Here is a 14,968-nt window from a genome sequence, read left to right on the forward strand (position 1 = left end):
CCATGCTGCTGAGGCTGTTCCCGACCCTGCCGCCGACCGCGAGGAGATCCGTCATGAACAAGCGTGCCGATCAGCGTCTGCTCGACGCCGCGCGGTCCGGGAACGCCACCGAAGTCGCCGCCGCCCTCGACGCGGGTGCCCGCGTCGAGGCGCGCGACTCCGAACTGCGTACGCCGCTGCTGCTGGCCGCCGTCGGCGACCACGTGGCGGCCGCGCGGGTCCTCGTCGCGGCGGGCGCCGACGTCAACGCGCAGGACCACCGCGCCGACAGCCCCTGGCTGGTCACCGGTGTGACGGGCAGCGTCGCCATGCTGCACGTGCTGCTCCCGGCGGGGCCCGACCTGAAGCTCCGCAACCGCTTCGGCGGGATCTGTGTGATCCCCGCGTCGGAGCGCGGCCACGTCGCGTACGTACGTGAGGTGCTGCGCGTCACCGACATCGACGTCGACCACGTCAACGACCTGGGCTGGACCGCCCTGTTGGAGGCCGTGATCCTCGGCGACGGCGGGCGCGCGCACCGCGACATCGTGGAGCTGCTGCTCGCCGCGGGCGCCACCGCCGACCTGCCCGACGGCGACGGGGTCACGCCGCTCGCCCACGCGGAGCGGCGCGGCTTCACCGAGATCGCCGACCTGCTGAGAGGGGTCTCCTGATGGCGCCCCGCACCCGGATCACGGCGCCCCGCACCCGGATCACCGCGCCCCGCACCCGGCTCGCGGGCGCCGTCCTCCTGGCCGCCGCGGCCCTCGCGGGCTGCGGCACCGGCGCGGGCGTGGCGTCCCCCGAGCCCGCCCGCGCCGCACAGACCGCCACCCTGCCCGCGAAGGCCGGGACTCCCCAAGGAACCCTCCTCGTCGTCGACTTCGGCTCCGACACCGCCACCCGTCAGCGCGTCGACCGCATCCCGTACGAGACGGAGACCGGGCCCGCCACGACCGGCTAGTACCGGGGCGGCGGCATGGGCATCGCGCTCGCCCCCGACGGCACCCTCTTCGCCGTCGGCACCGGCCCCATCGACCCGGACCAGGACGACGGCCCCTCCCTCACGGTCCGCGCCCGCGACGGCTACTGGAACGGGATCTCCGTCGTCGACCTGGACAGCGGGGACGTGCGCCGACTGGCGGGCGGGGAGCGGCCGTTGGGGATCGCGGTCCTGTGACCGGTCCTGTGACCGGGGCTGTGGCGGGGCTGCGACCGGGGCTGTGATCCGTACGACGTAAGGGCCATTCCTGAATCGGTCCGAACATTTGCCGCATAAGATCGCCGTCGTGGACCTTCGATCTCGGACCGGACGCGGCAGCCTCGCCGCCACCGCGGCCACCGCCGCCCTCACGCTGCTCGCCATCTCCGCCTGCAGCGGCTCCGGGGTGAACGGCACCTCCGGCGCCGCTGGCCTGCGCGACCCGTACTTCCCGAAGCAGGGCAACGGCGGGTACGACGTGACGCACTACGGCCTGAAGCTCGGCTACGACCCGGACTCCCACCACCTCACCGGCACCGCCGAGATCACGGCCCGCGCCACCCAGGACCTGAGCGCCTTCAACCTCGACCTGAAGGGCCTGGAGGTCTCCGGCGTCACCGTCGAGGGCAAGGCGGCCCGTTTCCAGCGCGCGGGCCAGGAGCTGACCGTCCGCCCGCACGACGACCTCGACAAGGGCGAGACGTTCCGGGCGACCGTCCGCTACGCCGGCACCCCCGAGAAGATCACCGACGCGGACGACTCCGAGGAGGGCTGGCTGGAGACCGAGGACGGCGCCCTCGGGCTCGGCGAGCCGAACGGCTCCATGGCGTGGTTCCCCGGCAACCACCACCCCTCCGACAAGGCCGCGTACGACATAGAGGTCACCGTCCCCAAGGGCCTGAAGGCCATCTCCAACGGGGAGTTGACCCGCGAGACCACCGAGAACGGCCGCACGACCTTCTCCTGGCACAACGCCGAACCGATGGCGAGCTACGTCGCGACGGTGGCCATCGGCGCGTACGAGGTGAAGAAGTCGGCGACGAAGTCGGGCCTGCCCGTCCTCACGGCCGTCGACGCCTCCCAGGTGAAGGAGAGCGCGAAGGTCCTGGCGAAGATCCCCGAGATCATCGACTGGGAGGAACTCAACTTCGGCCCCTATCCCTTCTCCTCCACCGGCGCGATCGTCGCCCCCGAGGACTCCGCGGGCTACGCCCTGGAGACCCAGACCAAGCCCGTCTTCCCCGGCGCCCCCGACACCGAGACCCTCGTCCACGAGCTGGCCCACCAGTGGTACGGCGACTCCGTCACGCCCAAGACGTGGCAGGACATGTGGCTCAACGAGGGCTTCGCCACGTACGCGGAGTGGCTCTGGCAGGAGGACCACGACGGCGACAGCGCGCAGGAGACCTTCGACGCGCTCTACAAGGGCGACTACTACGAGGACGAGGAAGACAACGACGCCGTCTGGGACTTCCCGCCCGCGAAGCCGACGGACGCCGCGCACATCTCGGACTCCCCGGTGTACGAGCGCGGCGCGATGGTCATCCACAAGATCCGCCAGGCGGTGGGCGACGACCGCTTCTACGACATCATCCAGGGCTGGGCGGCGGGGCACCGGCACGGGAACGCGGACACGGCGGACTTCACGGCGTACGTGGAGAAGATGGCGCCGGACGACGGGGCGCGCGAGAAGCTGAAGGTGGTCTGGGACGAGTGGCTGCACGGGGACGGCAAGCCGGAGAAGCCGTAGCCCCGCGCTCCTGTGTTCCCCGTACGCCCGCACGCCCGCACGCCCGTACTCCCTTAACGCCCCTATGAGTTGAGGGACTTGCGCAGGACGGCGCAGGGGCGGTGGAGTGCCTTGTCCTCGCGGTGGTCGATGACCTCGTAGCCGAGCGCCGTCCAGAAGGCGAGCCCGGCCGGGTTGTTCGCCAGCACCGCGAGCCGCACGGCATCCCGTCCCGCCGCCCGGAACCGCTCCTCGACGGCGCTCGCGAACTCCCGCCCGTACCCGCTCCGTTGACGCCCCGCGTCCACCATGAGGAGCCCGATCCACGGGTCCGGGTCGGCCGGGTCGGGGTGCCGGGCCAGGGTGACCGCGACTCCGACGAGCCGCCCCTCGGAGCGGGCGAGCAGCACCTCCGCGTCCGGGTGGGCCAGGTCGTCGGCGAGGGCGGCGGCGACCTGTTCGGGGCGGATGTCGTCGGGGTCGGGGAAGTCGCCGCTGAGCGCGTGGAAGGCGCGGTTGGAGGCGTAGAGGGCGGTGAGTTCGGTGAGGACCTCGGCGGGGATGTCGGGGGTGCCGTGGTCCACGGTGACGGCCAGGGGTTCGATGAGCACGGCGGCAGGCTAGTCGGTCTCGGGGCGCCGCGGGCCCGGGGCGAGCAGCCGCCACCAGCCGCGCACCACGTACCCGACCCAGTAGGCGCCCGCCGCGCAGTGCAGCCAGAACCAGAAGGACGCCGGGTCGGGGTCGCGGACGTCGTCCACGAGCACGGTGGCGGCGAAGAGCGCGCCGAGCGCCGTCGCCCCGTACAGCTTCCGCCGGGCCAGCCGCCCTTCCCTGGCGGGGCCTTCGGCGAGCCGGAGGGCGTACACCTCGACGTCCCCGAAGGCGTCGGCGGCGCGTTCGCCGGACGCGGCGAGGTGCTGGCGGGCCTCGCGCACGTGCCCGCGGGCCTCGGCGGCCCGCATCGCGTGCCGCCCGCGCAGCAGCCCGCCGAGCCGGTCGAGCCACCGCGCGTCGTCGCCCTCCACGGGCGCGGGCGCGAACCACCGGTCGAGCACGGCGTCCGGGAACGCCACCGCGCCCCACATCCACGCCACGCACCCGAGCGCGAGCACGGGCCGGGGCACGGAGAAGAGCCGCTCGTCCGGTACGAGGGTGGCCACCGCGGCCCCGGCGCCCACCGCGGCGACGGCTCCGGCGAGGAGCCCCCACGAGGCCCGCGTCCGCCCGGTGGCCCGGGCGACGAAGGCGAGGGTGCCGAGGACGACGACACCCACGACGGTGAGGAAGAAGGCGATCCCCTCCCCGCTCACGTCTGCCCACAGCCCGTTCTCGAACCACCGCACGACGGACAGGATGAGCCCGACCCCGCCGAGGACGGCGAGCGAGGCGGTGACGCGCTCGCCCGGCAGCAGCCCGTGGGCGTCGACCCGCGCGCGCCGCTCCTCGCTGATGCGCTCGCGGGCGACGGCGCGTGCGTACGCCTCCGGGGCGCCGAGCACCTCTTCGGCGGGCAGCCCGGCCTCCGTGACGACCTCGTGGGCCTCGGCGAGGACGGTGTCGGCGAGCCCGGCGGGCGCGTCATGGTCGAGCACGAGCCGCAGCTCGACGACGGCGGCCCACTCCTCGTCCGCCTCCCGGGCCCAACTCGGCTCGGCTTTCCCGGTCTTGGTCATGCTTCCCCCTCGATGGCCGCTCCTCCGGCGAGGGCGGCGACGGCACGATGGAAGTCCCCCCACGCGGCCCGCTCCCGCAGCAGCCGCGCCCGCCCCTCGTCGGTGATCCGGTAGTACTTCCGCCCCGGCCCGCCCTCGCCCGCTCCCCACTCGACGGCGACGCAGCCCTCTTCTTCGAGGCGGGTGAGCGCCGGATACAGGGTGGCGGCTCTGACGCCCCCGAGCCCCGCCCCGTCGAGCCGGCTCAACAGGGCGTACCCGTAGCTCTTCTCCTCGCTGTCGAGGATGCCGAGCAGGCAGAGGGGGAGGGCGGCGCGGGTCCACGGGGCGGGCGGGGCGGCGGGTGTCGCGGCGGCCACGGGGCTCCCTCTTCTGGTCTGCGGACTATTACAGAAACCAGAATAGTCGAGCCGACCGCCCGGGCAAGCCCCTCGATCAAGCAGGTTCAGCCCAGCAGGACGCCGGACGGCGGGCGCACCGCGGTCACCTCGCCCGTCGGCCGGGTGACCGGCTTCATCGGCTCGCCCTGGCCGGGGAGGTCCAGCGTCACGGAGGAGTGGAGGGAGCCCCCGTAGAAGGACAGGCGGGCGCGGACCAGGCGGCCCTGTCCGTCGACCCAGGTGTCCGCGTAGACGGGGAGGTCCCCTTCGAGCAGTTCGCGCATCTTCGTGGCGGTCCGCTTCGTCCGCTCGTCGAGGCGGAGGGTGGCCGTGGCGTGGTCGAGCGTGCCCCGGTAGTGGGTCGTGCGCCGTCCGCCGACGGTCGCCCCGCCCTCCCGGGAGACCTTGCGCGCCGCGGCGACCTGGCGCAGCACGTGTTCGGGGTCGTTGAGCGGCGCCCGGAGCGCCGCGTGGGCCTTGGCCTCGTCCCGCGGGACGGCGGCCCAGGCCCCGTCGGCTTCCGCGAGAGGGCTCACGTACACGGTGTCGCCCACGAAGCGTTCCTCGACGTGGTCGACGGCGCCGCCGGGGAAGTCCACCTCGAGCCGGCCGTTGCCGGCCGCGAAGTCGAAGCGTCCGGTGACGGTGAGGGTGTACGTCTTCTCCCCGTCCCCGACGTCCACGCGCTCGACCACGCGCGCGGTGCCACGGCTGGTCCGCGCGACCGCGGCCCGTACGGCCTCGCCATGGACCGCCGAAGGCGCCCCGGCCCCCTTCAGGTCCTTCTCGCCGCCGCCGTCACCGCCCACCAGCGAACACCCGGTGACTCCCGCACACAGCAGGATCCCCGCACCCAGTCCCGCACCCAGTCCCGCACCCGGTCTCAACGGTCTTCTCATCCTTCTCATCAGGCTCTCCCCACGGACGCAGCTCGGATCGTGACGTGGGGGGAGGAGCACCTTCTCACGGGCGGTGCGTCAGCGCCGTAGCAGGTAGAAGGCAGCAGGGAGCAGGCCACCGGACGCGAAAGCGCCCCGGCCGCTTCCTCCACGGCCGGGGCGCTCTCAACTCTCAAGCGGGACTCAGACGTTCACGCCGAAGTCCTGGGCGATGCCCACGAGGCCGGAGGCGTAGCCCTGGCCGACCGCGCGGAACTTCCACTCCGCGCCGTTGCGGTACAGCTCGCCGAAGACCATGGCGGTCTCCGTGGCGGCGTCCTCCGAGAGGTCGTAGCGGGCGATCTCGGTGCCGCCGGCCTGGTTCACGATGCGGATGAACGCGTTGCGGACCTGGCCGAAGTTCTGCGAGCGGTTCTCCGCGTCGTAGATCGAGACCGGGAAGACGATCTTCTCGATGTCGGCGGGCAGACCGGCGAGGTTGACGTTGATCTGCTCGTCGTCGCCCTCGCCCTGGCCGGTGACGTTGTCGCCGGTGTGGACGATCGTCTGGTCCGGCGTCGCCTTGTTGTTGAAGAAGACGAAGTGGGCGTCCGAGTAGACCTTGCCCTGCGTGTTCACCGCGATCGCGGAGGCGTCCAGGTCGAAGTCGGTACCGGTGGTGGTGCGGACGTCCCAGCCGAGGCCCACGGTGACGGCGGTCAGGCCCGGAGCCTCCTTGGTGAGCGAGACGTTGCCACCCTTGGACAGGCTTACTGCCATTGTTGGGAGTCCCTTCCCTTGTCTGCGTACGCACAGGCTGTGCGTAGGGGCTTCGTACTGGGGACGAAGCTACCGGTACTCCTATGAACGCCGACGGGGGTCCCCAAGGTTCCACTTCCGCGCACCTCGCTTTACTTTCTTTACCCGGCCCGCCCCGCGGCCCCCGCAGCCGGGGCGTAAACCGTGTGACGTGGACCGGACATGTGCGGGACCATGGGGGCATGTCCAGCCGACCGCACGTCATCCGCGGCTCGGTCTCCCTGCCGGAGGCCGAGCTCATGTGGCGTTTCTCGCGCTCCGGCGGCCCCGGCGGGCAGCACGTGAACACCAGCGACTCACAAGTGGAGTTGCGGTTCGACCTCGCGAAGACCGAGGCGCTGCCGGAGGTGTGGAAGCAGCGGGCCCTGGAGCGGCTCGCGCCCCGCCTCGTGGACGGCGTCATCAGCGTACGGGCGTCGGAACACCGCTCCCAGTGGCGGAACAGGGAGATGGCGGCCACGCGGCTCGCCTCCCTGCTGGCGGAGGCGACGGCCCCGCCGCCGAAGCCGCGGCGCGCCACGAAGATCCCGCGGGGGATCAACGAGCGGCGGTTGAGGAACAAGAAGCAGCGGAGCGAAACCAAGCAGGGGCGGTCGGGGCGCGGGTGGACCTGAGCCTCCCTGGCCCTGACGTGCCCGAGGTGCCCGAGGGGTCTGAAGCGCCTGAGGTGTCTGAAGTGCCTGAAGCGCCTGAGGTGCTCAGCCCAGCTGCCGGTACTTCCCCCTGAAATACGTCAGCGGCCCCCCGTCCGCACTCGGCACCCCCGCCGTGAGCACCCGCCCGATCACCAGCGTGTGGTCGCCCGCCTGCACCGTCTGCTCGGTTCGGCACTCCAGCGTCGCGAGCGCGCCGCCCACCAGCGGGGCGCCGGACTTCTCCCCTCGTGCGTACGGGATGTCCTCGAAGAGGAGACGGTCGCTGATGCGGCCCTTCATCGCGAAGCGGCCCGCGATGTGGCGCTGGCTCTCGGCGAGGACCGAGACCGCCCACAGCGGCTGCTCGGCCAGCAGGTCGTCCATCCGGGAGCCCTCGCGCAGGCTCACCATGACCAGGGGCGGGTCGAGGGAGACGGACAGGAACGCCGTCGCCGTCATGCCGACGTCCTCGCCGCCGGGGGCGTCCGGGTCGTCCGGGTCCAGCGGGGGCTCGTGCGCGGTCACCAGGACCACGCCCGCGGCGAGCCGGGACATCGCGGCTCGGAACTCGTCGTTGCTCACCCCTTCAGGATGCCTGCCGGGAGCGGGTCCCCAGGGGGAACTTGACGGCGGACCGGACGGTGAACTCTTCAGTGCGGTAACCACGGCCACGACGCTAGCCCCGGCCGTGGCGCCGCCGCATCGGGCCAAGGGCCGAGTGAGGTCCTAGGACCGACGCCGGTCCGACAGCGGCCCAACACCGGCCCAACACCGGTCTCCCACCTGTGACTTGAGTCACAGGACCCATATTTTGTTGACCCTGTGTACCGAGTGAGCAGCTCACTGTGATTCAGTGACGGTGGCAATCGGACAGAGGAGAAGACGCCGAAGGCTACTGAGGACGCTGCGAATCCTGGAGTTGCTGTCGAGGTCTCGGGGAGAGCGAGCATGGAGAGCGAGTCGGAGCCGTACGTCCGTCTTGCGACCCTGCGGCAGCTGCATCAGGTCGTGGCGGACCTGAACACGGCCCGGAGCCTGGCCGACACCTTGCAGACCGTCGCCGACGGCGTCGTCAACGGCCTCGGCTACGAGCTGGCGTGCGTGAACCTCGTGCGGCCCGACGGGGACCTCGTCGTCGCCGCCTTCGCCGGGAACTCCGCCGCCGAGGCCCTCATCACCGGCCGCGTCGGCTCCCGCGACGCCTGGGAGCGCCGCCTGGCCATGGGCGAGGCATGGGGCGCCCTCCGCTACATCCCGCACACCGAGGGCTGGGTCCTCGACGAGGACGACGTGCCGCAGTGGTACACCGACGGCCCGCAGCCCCGCTTCGAGGACGAGTGGCACCCCGCCGACCGCCTCTTCGCGCCCATGTACGCGACCGGGGGCTCCGGCGGCGAGCTCATCGGCGTCATATCCGTCGACCGGCCGCGCAACGGACGGCGGCCCGGCGCCTGGGGCCGCGAGGCCCTGCAGATGTACGCCTTCCAGGCCGCCATCGCGATCAGCAACGCCCGCCTCCGGGCCAACATGCAGCGCGCCCTCGTCCGCCTGGAGCGCGAGCAGCAGGCGCTGCGGGCCAGCGAAGAGTCGTTCCGCCAAGCCTTCGAGTACGCGCCGTCCGGCATGGCCATCGCCGAGATGGGCGGCGACCAGCACGGGCGGATCCTGCGGACGAACGACGCGCTGTGCCGCCTCCTCGGGCGCCCCGCGTCGGCGATGCGTCGGTACTCCTTCTCCGACCTCGTGCACCCCGAGGACATCGGCACGCTCCTGCGGACCTCGGCCGAGGGCGGCCGCGCGGAGCTGCGGCTCGGGCGGCGCGACGGGACGTACGTGTGGGTCTCGCTCCGCAACTCCGTCGTCGCCGACGCCGCCGACGGGCCCCGCTTCCTGCTCACCCACGTCGAGGACATCGAGGAGCGCAAGCGCCGCGAGCTCCAGCTCGCCCACCGCGCCTCGCACGACGCCCTGACCGGACTGCCCAACTCCGCCGAGCTGCGCACCCGGCTCAGCGCCCGCCTCTGCCGCAGGCCCCAGTCGCCGCAGCCCAGCGCCGTCGACTCCCTCGACGCGGCCTACGGCGACGGCGGCTACCGGGACGGTGGCTACGACACCGCGGCCCTGGCCCACGGAGGCGGGCACGGCGGGCACGGGCACGGCGGGCACGGTGGACACGGCTACGACTACGGCGGGCCGCACCAGGGCGACGGCTTCGACCACCACGTCCACACCGTCGCGCCCGGCGACGACGGATCGGGCGCGGACGACGGCACGAAGGGCCTCGCCGTCCTCTTCTGCGACCTCGACGGCTTCAAGTCGATCAACGACCGCTTCGGGCACCACACCGGCGACGCCGTCCTCATCGAGGTGGCCCGGCGCCTCACCAGCGGGGTGCGGGACGGGGACACGGTGGCGCGGCTCGGCGGCGACGAGTTCGTGGTGCTCGCCGACGGGCTCGGCCGCGCGGACGCCCAGGACCTTGCGGTCCGGTTGCGGAACGCCATCATTCCGCCGATCCGCGTGGACGGCAGGGCGGTCCGCGTCGGCGCCAGTTTCGGCATCGGCTGGGCCCACTGCGGGATGTCGGCCGACGAGGTGCTGCACTCCGCCGACCAGCGGATGTACGTCGAGAAGCGGTCCCGCGCCAAGCAGCACCGACGCGCGGGATGACCCGTTTTGTCGGGCCGTTGCGGGCTTGTGGCTGAGGCCAAGGCCACCCCTTGGGTGTGCGCGGACCGGGTAGGCTCGCCCGGTCAGCGATATGAGGGAGTGACCTGGCAATGACGACGCCCGGCAATAACGGCGAGCCCACGCCGAGCGCGCCAGAGGGCGACGACGACCCCTTCGGCTATCTGTACGCCGACGGTCAGGCGAACGGCGCCACGCCTCCGGGCGGAGGCGGCGGCTACGGCTACCCGGGTCCCGGCTCCCGCTCCTCGTACTCGTACAACCAGGTCCGCACGGTCGGCGAGCGCCAGTACGGCCAGCAGCAGCCGACCGCCGCGTACGGCCAGGCGCAGGTGCCGCCGCAGCAGCCCTACGGCGAGCCGAACGCCCACTACGCGGCGCCCGAGACCCAGCCCGGCGGGATGCCCCCGTCGACGCGCCCCGTGCCGCAGGCCGGGGGCGGCGGCCGGGGCCGCGGGCCCAACACCAAGGGTCTGCTGATCGGTGCGATCGCCGTGGTCTGCACCGTCGCCATCGGGATCGGCGCCGCGATGCTCTTCGGCGGCGACGACAAGAAGGACGAGCCGGAGGCGGGTTCGTCCCCGACGGCCGCCGACTCGGTGAAGCCCAGCGAGAAGCCGTCCGACGAGCCCAAGGACGACGCCGAGCTCCCCGAGACCGACGCCAAGGCCCTCAAGCTGGAGGGCGGCACCAGCACGGCCTCCGACATCAAGGGCGCGAAGGCCGCGGGCGGGGTGTACGTGGCGGGGCTCGACAAGGCCGGCGCCCAGGTCACCTGGACCGTCAACGGCATCCCGAAGGACGGCACGTACAAGCTCTGGGTGAGCTACGGGGTGCCCGGCAAGGACGCCAACGCCAAGCTCGTCGTGAACGGCGACATGCAGACCCGCCCGCTCAGCATGAAGAACTTCGCCCACGCCAAGGAAGGCGACTGGGAGAAGGGCTGGACCAAGACCTGGGGCATGGTCCAGCTCAACAAGGGCACCAACACCCTCTCGCTGGCCTGCGACCAGTCCAGCATCTGCGGGGCGAACCTCGACCAGATGTGGCTGGTCAAGGGCTAGAGCAGCCCCAGGAACCCCCGCACCGTCCCCGCAATCGCCTCGCGCGCGGGGGCGAGGTACTTGCGGGGGTCGACGCCCTTCGCGTCCCCGGCGAGGTACTCGCGGACCGCGCCCGTGAACGCGGTGTTGAGCGCCGTGCCGACGTTGATCTTCACCATGCCGGACGCCACCGCCTGCCGTATCTCCGCGTCCGGCACGCCACTTGAGCCGTGCAGGACGAGGGGGACGGGGACCGCGGCGCGCAGGGCGGCTATCAACTCGTGGTCCAGGGCCGCCGTGCGCTCCGTCATCGCGTGCGAGGAGCCGACCGCCACCGCGAGGGCGTCCACGCCCGTGTCGGCGACGTAGGCGGCCGCCTCCGCGGGATCGGTCCGCACCCCCGGGGCGTGCGCGTCCAGCGGGGCCTCGCCCTCCTTGCCGCCGACCTTGCCGAGCTCGGCCTCGATCCAGATGCCCCGCTCATGGCCCCAGCGCACCGCGTCCGCCGTGGCCTTGACGTTGTCCCCGTAACTCATCTTCGACGCGTCGAACATCACCGAGCTGAAGCCCTCGGGGTGCGCGGCCCGCAGCAGGTCCACGTCCATCACGTGGTCCAGGTGCAGGGAGAGGGGAGCGGTGGAGGCGCGCGCCACCGCGGTCGCCGCCGCGGCGATCGCGGAGAGTCCACAGGGGCCGCCGCCGTGGAACTTCACGGCGTTCTCGGAGACTTGGAGGATCGCGGGGGCACCGGCCTGCTCGGCGCCGTGGGCGATCGCCTCCGCGTGCTCCAGGGTGATCACGTTGAAGGCGGCGACGCCGCGCCCGGAGGTGCGCGCGTCGGCGACGAGTTCGCCGGTGGATACGAGTGGCACGTTCTCCCCAATTCCCGGGCCGCGACGGCCCGTTCACTCCTGGCCGCGCGGGGCCGTCAGGTCACTGCCGTCCGCGTCGGTCAGGTCACCGCTATCCGCGTCAGCAGGTCTTCGTACGTCGGCGGGTCGAACTCGCCCGCCACGGGCGCCGCCACCGTGGCCGCCGAGAGGGCCACCGCCCGCGACAGGCGTCCGGGCCACGGGAGTTCCTCGACCAGGCCGGAGAGCAGGCCCGCGACCGCGGAGTCGCCCGCGCCCGTGGGGTTGCCGCGCACGGGACCGGGCGGGGCCGCCTGCCAGCTGCCGTCCGGCGTCACCGCGAGCAGCCCCTCGGCGCCGAGCGAGGCGACGACGGAGTGCGCGCCCCTGCGGCGGGCGTCGCGGGTGGCCTGGGCCGGGTCGTGGGAGCCGGTGAGCTCGGCGAGTTCGTCGGCGTTCGGCTTGACGATGTCGGGGCGGGCGGCGACGCCGCGGCGCAGCGGCTCGCCGCTGGTGTCCAGGAGGACCGGCACGCGGGCGGACCGCGCCGCGCGCACCAGGAGGCCGTACGCGCCCACGGGCACCCCCGGCGGCAGGCTGCCGCACAGGGCCACGGCCGCCGCGTCGCGCACCAACTCCTCGTACATGTCGAGGAACGCGGTCCACTCGTCGGCGGTGACCGTCGGACCCGGCTCGTTCAGCTGCGTGGTGTCGCCGCTCGCGGAGTCGACCACGGCGACGGTGCGGCGGGTGGGGCCCGCGACGGGGACGAGGGCGTCGGTGAGGCGGGCTCCGTCGCCCGCGAGGTGGGTGCGCAGGGTGGCGCCGGTGTCGCCGCCCGCGAAGCCGGTCACGGTCACGTCGTGGCCGAGCGCGGCGAGCACCCGGGCCACGTTCAGGCCCTTGCCGCCGGGCCGCTCGGTGACCTCGGTGACGCGGTGTGAGGCGTGTGGGGTGAGGGCGGGGACGCGGTAGGTGATGTCGAGGGCGGTGTTCAGGGTGACCGTGAGGATCACTGCACTTCACCCCCGAGAACGCATGAACGTCTGTACGACGTGGTGGCCTTGCCGGAGGCGATCATGCCAAAAAGGAGGCGGCTGGCCCAGACCTCCGGACCAACCGCCTGCCGTTCATACGGCGTTCAACATGAGCTGAAATCACCCAAGTTGGGGCTGAACCACCCATTCGCCCTTGCGGAGCACGCCCTTGAGGGAGAAGTCCGCGTCCAGGACCACGACGTCGGCGTCCTTGCCGGGCTCCAGGGAGCCGACCCGGTCGTAGACGCCGAGGAGCTTCGCCGGGTTCGCGGAGATCGCCCGGACCGTGTCCTCGACGGAGAGCCGGTCGACGGTGACGGACCGCTTGAAGGCGCGGTCGAGGGTGAGGGTGGACCCGGCGATGGAGCCGGCGCCATCAGGACTGACGAGCCGCGCCACGCTGTCCTTCACCTCGACCTCCAGCGGGCCGAGCATGTACCGCCCGTCGCCGAAGCCGGCGGCGTCCATGGCGTCGGTGATGAGCGCGGTCCGATGGGCCCCCGCGTGGTGGAAGGCAAGCTCGAAGGCGGCGGGGTGCAGATGCGTGCCGTCGTTGATCAGCTCGACGGTGATCCGCTCGTCCTCCAGGAGCGCGGCGATGGGCCCGGGGGCACGGTGCCCGAGGGTGGGCATGGCGTTGTACAGATGCGTGGCGACGGTGGCGCCCGCGTCGATGGCCTCCACGGTCTGCTCGTACGTGGCGTCGGTGTGCCCGATCGCCGCGATCACGCCGTGCTCGGCGAGCAGCCGCACCGAGTCGATGCCGCCGGGCAGTTCGGTGGCGAGCGTGACCATGCGGGCCTGGCCGCGGGCCGCGTCGACGAGCTTGCGCACGTCGGCCGGGTCGGGGTCGCGCAGGAGCGTCTCGTCGTGGGCGCCCTTGCGGCACGGCGAGATGAACGGGCCCTCGAAGTGGATGCCCGCGATCTCCCCCTGCTCGGCCAGCTCGGACAGGAGCCCGGCGCGCTGGGTCAGGAAGTCCATCGAGCCGGTGACGAAGGAGGCGACGACGGTGGTGGTGCCGTGCAGCCGGTGGGTGTGGACGCCGGTGAGGATGTCGTCGACGGTGCCGGAGGTGAAGGAGCCGCCACCGCCGCCGTGGTTGTGCATGTCGACGAAGCCGGGGACCAGCCAGTGGCCGGTCAGGTCGAGGACCTCGGCGTCCGCGGGCGCGGCGCCCGCGATCCTGCCGCCCTCGACGATGACGCGGCCGTTCGGAACGGTACCGGTGGGCAGGACCACCTGAGCCCCGGCGAGAACCTTGCTAGTGGCCATCAGGTGGTTACCTCCGTGGGGTGGGAAGAGTGCGGACTGACCAGGTCCCAGGCGAGCAGGCCCGCGCCCAGGCACCCGGCGGTGTCCCCGAGCGCCGCGGGGACGATCTCGGGGAGCGTCTGGAAGGTCACGATGCGGCGCGCGACGGCCGCCCGGAGCGGTGTGAACAAGGTTTCCCCGGCCTCGGCGAGCCCGCCACCGATGATCAGGGTGTTCGGGTCCAGCAGAGTGAGGGCGGTGAGCAGCCCGTCGGCGAGCGCGTCGACGGCGTTCCGCCAGACCTCCTGGGCGCGCGGGTCGCCGGACTCCACGGCCTTGGCGCAGTCCGCCGCGTCCGCGTCCGGGTCCCCGCTCGCCTCGGCCCAGGCCAGGCTCACGGCGGAGGCGGAGGCGAGCCGCTCCAGACAGCCGCGCTGCCCGCAGCCGCAGGGCGGCCCGTCCGGGCGTACGACGATGTGGCCGATCTCGCCCGCGGAGCCGTGCGCACCGGGCTCGATGGCGCCGCCGATGCCGATGGCCCCGGCGATCCCGGTGCCGAGCGGCACGAACAGGAACCGCTCGGCTCCCTTCCCCGCCCCGATCCGCCCCTCGGCGAGGCCGCCGGAGCGGACGTCGTGGCCGAGGGCGACGGGGAGGCCGTCCAGGCGGGCGCTGAGGAGCTCGCGCAGGGGGACGTCGCTCCAGCCGAGGTTGGAGGCGTAGACGGCGATGCCGCGACCGGAGTCGACGATGCCGGGCACGGCGACGCCGGCCGCGGCCGCGGGTTCGCCGAACGCCTGCACGCCGTGGGCGCGGAGGTCTTCGGCGAACCCGAGGATCGACTCGACGACCGCGTCGGGGCCGCGGTCCCGGCCGGTCGGGCGGCGCGACTCGTGCAGCAGGGTGCCGTCCGCCCCGACCAGGGCGGCCTTCATTCCGGTGCCGCCCACGTCGAGGGCGATGACATGTTTCACGGGGGACAGTCTCGCGCCGGGACCGCGAAAGGTCTAGTCCACT

The 14,968-nt window shown here is 72.9% G+C and carries 16 protein-coding genes and 1 pseudogene; 7 read left to right on the forward strand and 10 right to left on the reverse strand.

Annotation, left to right across the window (positions count from 1 at the left end):
- Nucleotides 1-53: 53 nt before the first annotated feature.
- The 4 genes and pseudogenes from ACQB60_RS11410 to ACQB60_RS11425 all read left to right on the forward strand — a co-directional run bounded on the left by ACQB60_RS11410 (nt 54) and on the right by ACQB60_RS11425 (nt 2,711).
- Nucleotides 54-653 (forward strand): ankyrin repeat domain-containing protein, encoded by a 600-nt coding sequence (locus tag ACQB60_RS11410; protein WP_384836133.1) that lies wholly within the window; start codon nt 54-56, stop codon nt 651-653.
- Nucleotides 653-943 (forward strand): hypothetical protein, encoded by a 291-nt coding sequence (locus ACQB60_RS11415; protein WP_496925787.1) that lies wholly within the window; start codon nt 653-655, stop codon nt 941-943. The genes ACQB60_RS11410 and ACQB60_RS11415 overlap by 1 nt, the downstream gene beginning before the upstream one ends.
- An 18-nt stretch (nt 944-961) precedes the next feature.
- A pseudogene (locus ACQB60_RS11420) lies at nt 962-1,159 on the forward strand (hypothetical protein); the annotation flags it as partial.
- Between the two features lie 109 nt (nt 1,160-1,268).
- Entirely contained in the window at nt 1,269-2,711 is a 1,443-nt protein-coding gene (locus ACQB60_RS11425; RefSeq protein WP_496925788.1) for a M1 family metallopeptidase, read from the forward strand.
- A 62-nt stretch (nt 2,712-2,773) separates the two neighbouring features.
- Here the strand turns inward: ACQB60_RS11425 and ACQB60_RS11430 are convergent, their stop codons facing one another.
- The 5 genes from ACQB60_RS11430 to ACQB60_RS11450 all read right to left on the reverse strand — a co-directional run bounded on the left by ACQB60_RS11430 (nt 2,774) and on the right by ACQB60_RS11450 (nt 6,404).
- Nucleotides 2,774-3,301 (reverse strand): GNAT family N-acetyltransferase, encoded by a 528-nt coding sequence (locus ACQB60_RS11430; protein WP_496925789.1) that lies wholly within the window; start codon nt 3,299-3,301, stop codon nt 2,774-2,776.
- 9 nt (nt 3,302-3,310) lie between these two features.
- On the reverse strand, nt 3,311-4,366 hold the full coding sequence (locus ACQB60_RS11435) for a hypothetical protein (protein WP_496925790.1): 1,056 nt from the start codon (nt 4,364-4,366) through the stop codon (nt 3,311-3,313).
- The gene (locus tag ACQB60_RS11440) at nt 4,363-4,725 is read right to left on the reverse strand and encodes a PadR family transcriptional regulator (RefSeq protein WP_496925791.1); all 363 of its coding nucleotides are present in this window, start codon (nt 4,723-4,725) and stop codon (nt 4,363-4,365) included. The genes ACQB60_RS11435 and ACQB60_RS11440 overlap by 4 nt, the downstream gene beginning before the upstream one ends.
- A gap of 86 nt (nt 4,726-4,811) precedes the next feature.
- Nucleotides 4,812-5,633 (reverse strand): SCO4651 family lipoprotein, encoded by an 822-nt coding sequence (locus ACQB60_RS11445; RefSeq protein WP_496925792.1) that lies wholly within the window; start codon nt 5,631-5,633, stop codon nt 4,812-4,814.
- A gap of 195 nt (nt 5,634-5,828) precedes the next feature.
- Complete coding sequence (locus ACQB60_RS11450) at nt 5,829-6,404, reverse strand: TerD family protein (protein WP_289949196.1); 576 nt, start codon at nt 6,402-6,404, stop codon at nt 5,829-5,831.
- A gap of 221 nt (nt 6,405-6,625) precedes the next feature.
- Between ACQB60_RS11450 and arfB the strand changes: the two genes are divergently transcribed.
- A complete protein-coding gene (gene arfB / locus ACQB60_RS11455; RefSeq protein WP_496925793.1) occupies nt 6,626-7,057 on the forward strand; it encodes an alternative ribosome rescue aminoacyl-tRNA hydrolase ArfB in 432 nt (143 codons plus the stop codon).
- An 84-nt stretch (nt 7,058-7,141) separates the two neighbouring features.
- Here the strand turns inward: arfB and ACQB60_RS11460 are convergent, their stop codons facing one another.
- Nucleotides 7,142-7,732: a flavin reductase family protein gene (locus ACQB60_RS11460; protein ID WP_496926167.1), complete on the reverse strand. Its 591-nt coding sequence runs from the start codon at nt 7,730-7,732 to the stop codon at nt 7,142-7,144.
- Nucleotides 7,733-8,026: 294 nt separating this feature from the next.
- Between ACQB60_RS11460 and cdgB the strand changes: the two genes are divergently transcribed.
- Both cdgB and ACQB60_RS11470 read left to right on the forward strand, forming a co-directional pair.
- Nucleotides 8,027-9,748, forward strand: a complete 1,722-nt coding sequence (gene cdgB / locus ACQB60_RS11465; RefSeq protein WP_496925794.1) for a diguanylate cyclase CdgB — start codon at nt 8,027-8,029, stop codon at nt 9,746-9,748.
- A 110-nt stretch (nt 9,749-9,858) separates the two neighbouring features.
- Nucleotides 9,859-10,830: a carbohydrate-binding protein gene (locus tag ACQB60_RS11470; RefSeq protein WP_496925795.1), complete on the forward strand. Its 972-nt coding sequence runs from the start codon at nt 9,859-9,861 to the stop codon at nt 10,828-10,830.
- Here ACQB60_RS11470 and ACQB60_RS11475 read toward each other — a convergent pair.
- The 4 genes from ACQB60_RS11475 to ACQB60_RS11490 form a co-directional block, all read right to left on the reverse strand.
- A complete protein-coding gene (locus ACQB60_RS11475; RefSeq protein ID WP_496925796.1) occupies nt 10,827-11,681 on the reverse strand; it encodes a class II fructose-bisphosphate aldolase in 855 nt (284 codons plus the stop codon). The genes ACQB60_RS11470 and ACQB60_RS11475 overlap by 4 nt on opposite strands.
- Before the next feature lie 80 nt (nt 11,682-11,761).
- On the reverse strand, nt 11,762-12,676 hold the full coding sequence (locus tag ACQB60_RS11480) for a 1-phosphofructokinase family hexose kinase (RefSeq protein WP_496925797.1): 915 nt from the start codon (nt 12,674-12,676) through the stop codon (nt 11,762-11,764).
- Nucleotides 12,677-12,817: 141 nt separating this feature from the next.
- Nucleotides 12,818-13,972, reverse strand: a complete 1,155-nt coding sequence (gene nagA / locus ACQB60_RS11485; protein WP_496925798.1) for an N-acetylglucosamine-6-phosphate deacetylase — start codon at nt 13,970-13,972, stop codon at nt 12,818-12,820.
- Nucleotides 13,972-14,925: an ROK family protein gene (locus ACQB60_RS11490; RefSeq protein ID WP_496925799.1), complete on the reverse strand. Its 954-nt coding sequence runs from the start codon at nt 14,923-14,925 to the stop codon at nt 13,972-13,974. The genes nagA and ACQB60_RS11490 overlap by 1 nt, the downstream gene beginning before the upstream one ends.
- Nucleotides 14,926-14,968: the final 43 nt, after the last annotated feature.

Source organism: Streptomyces odontotermitis, assembly GCF_050510915.1.
Classification (GTDB): domain Bacteria; phylum Actinomycetota; class Actinomycetes; order Streptomycetales; family Streptomycetaceae; genus Streptomyces.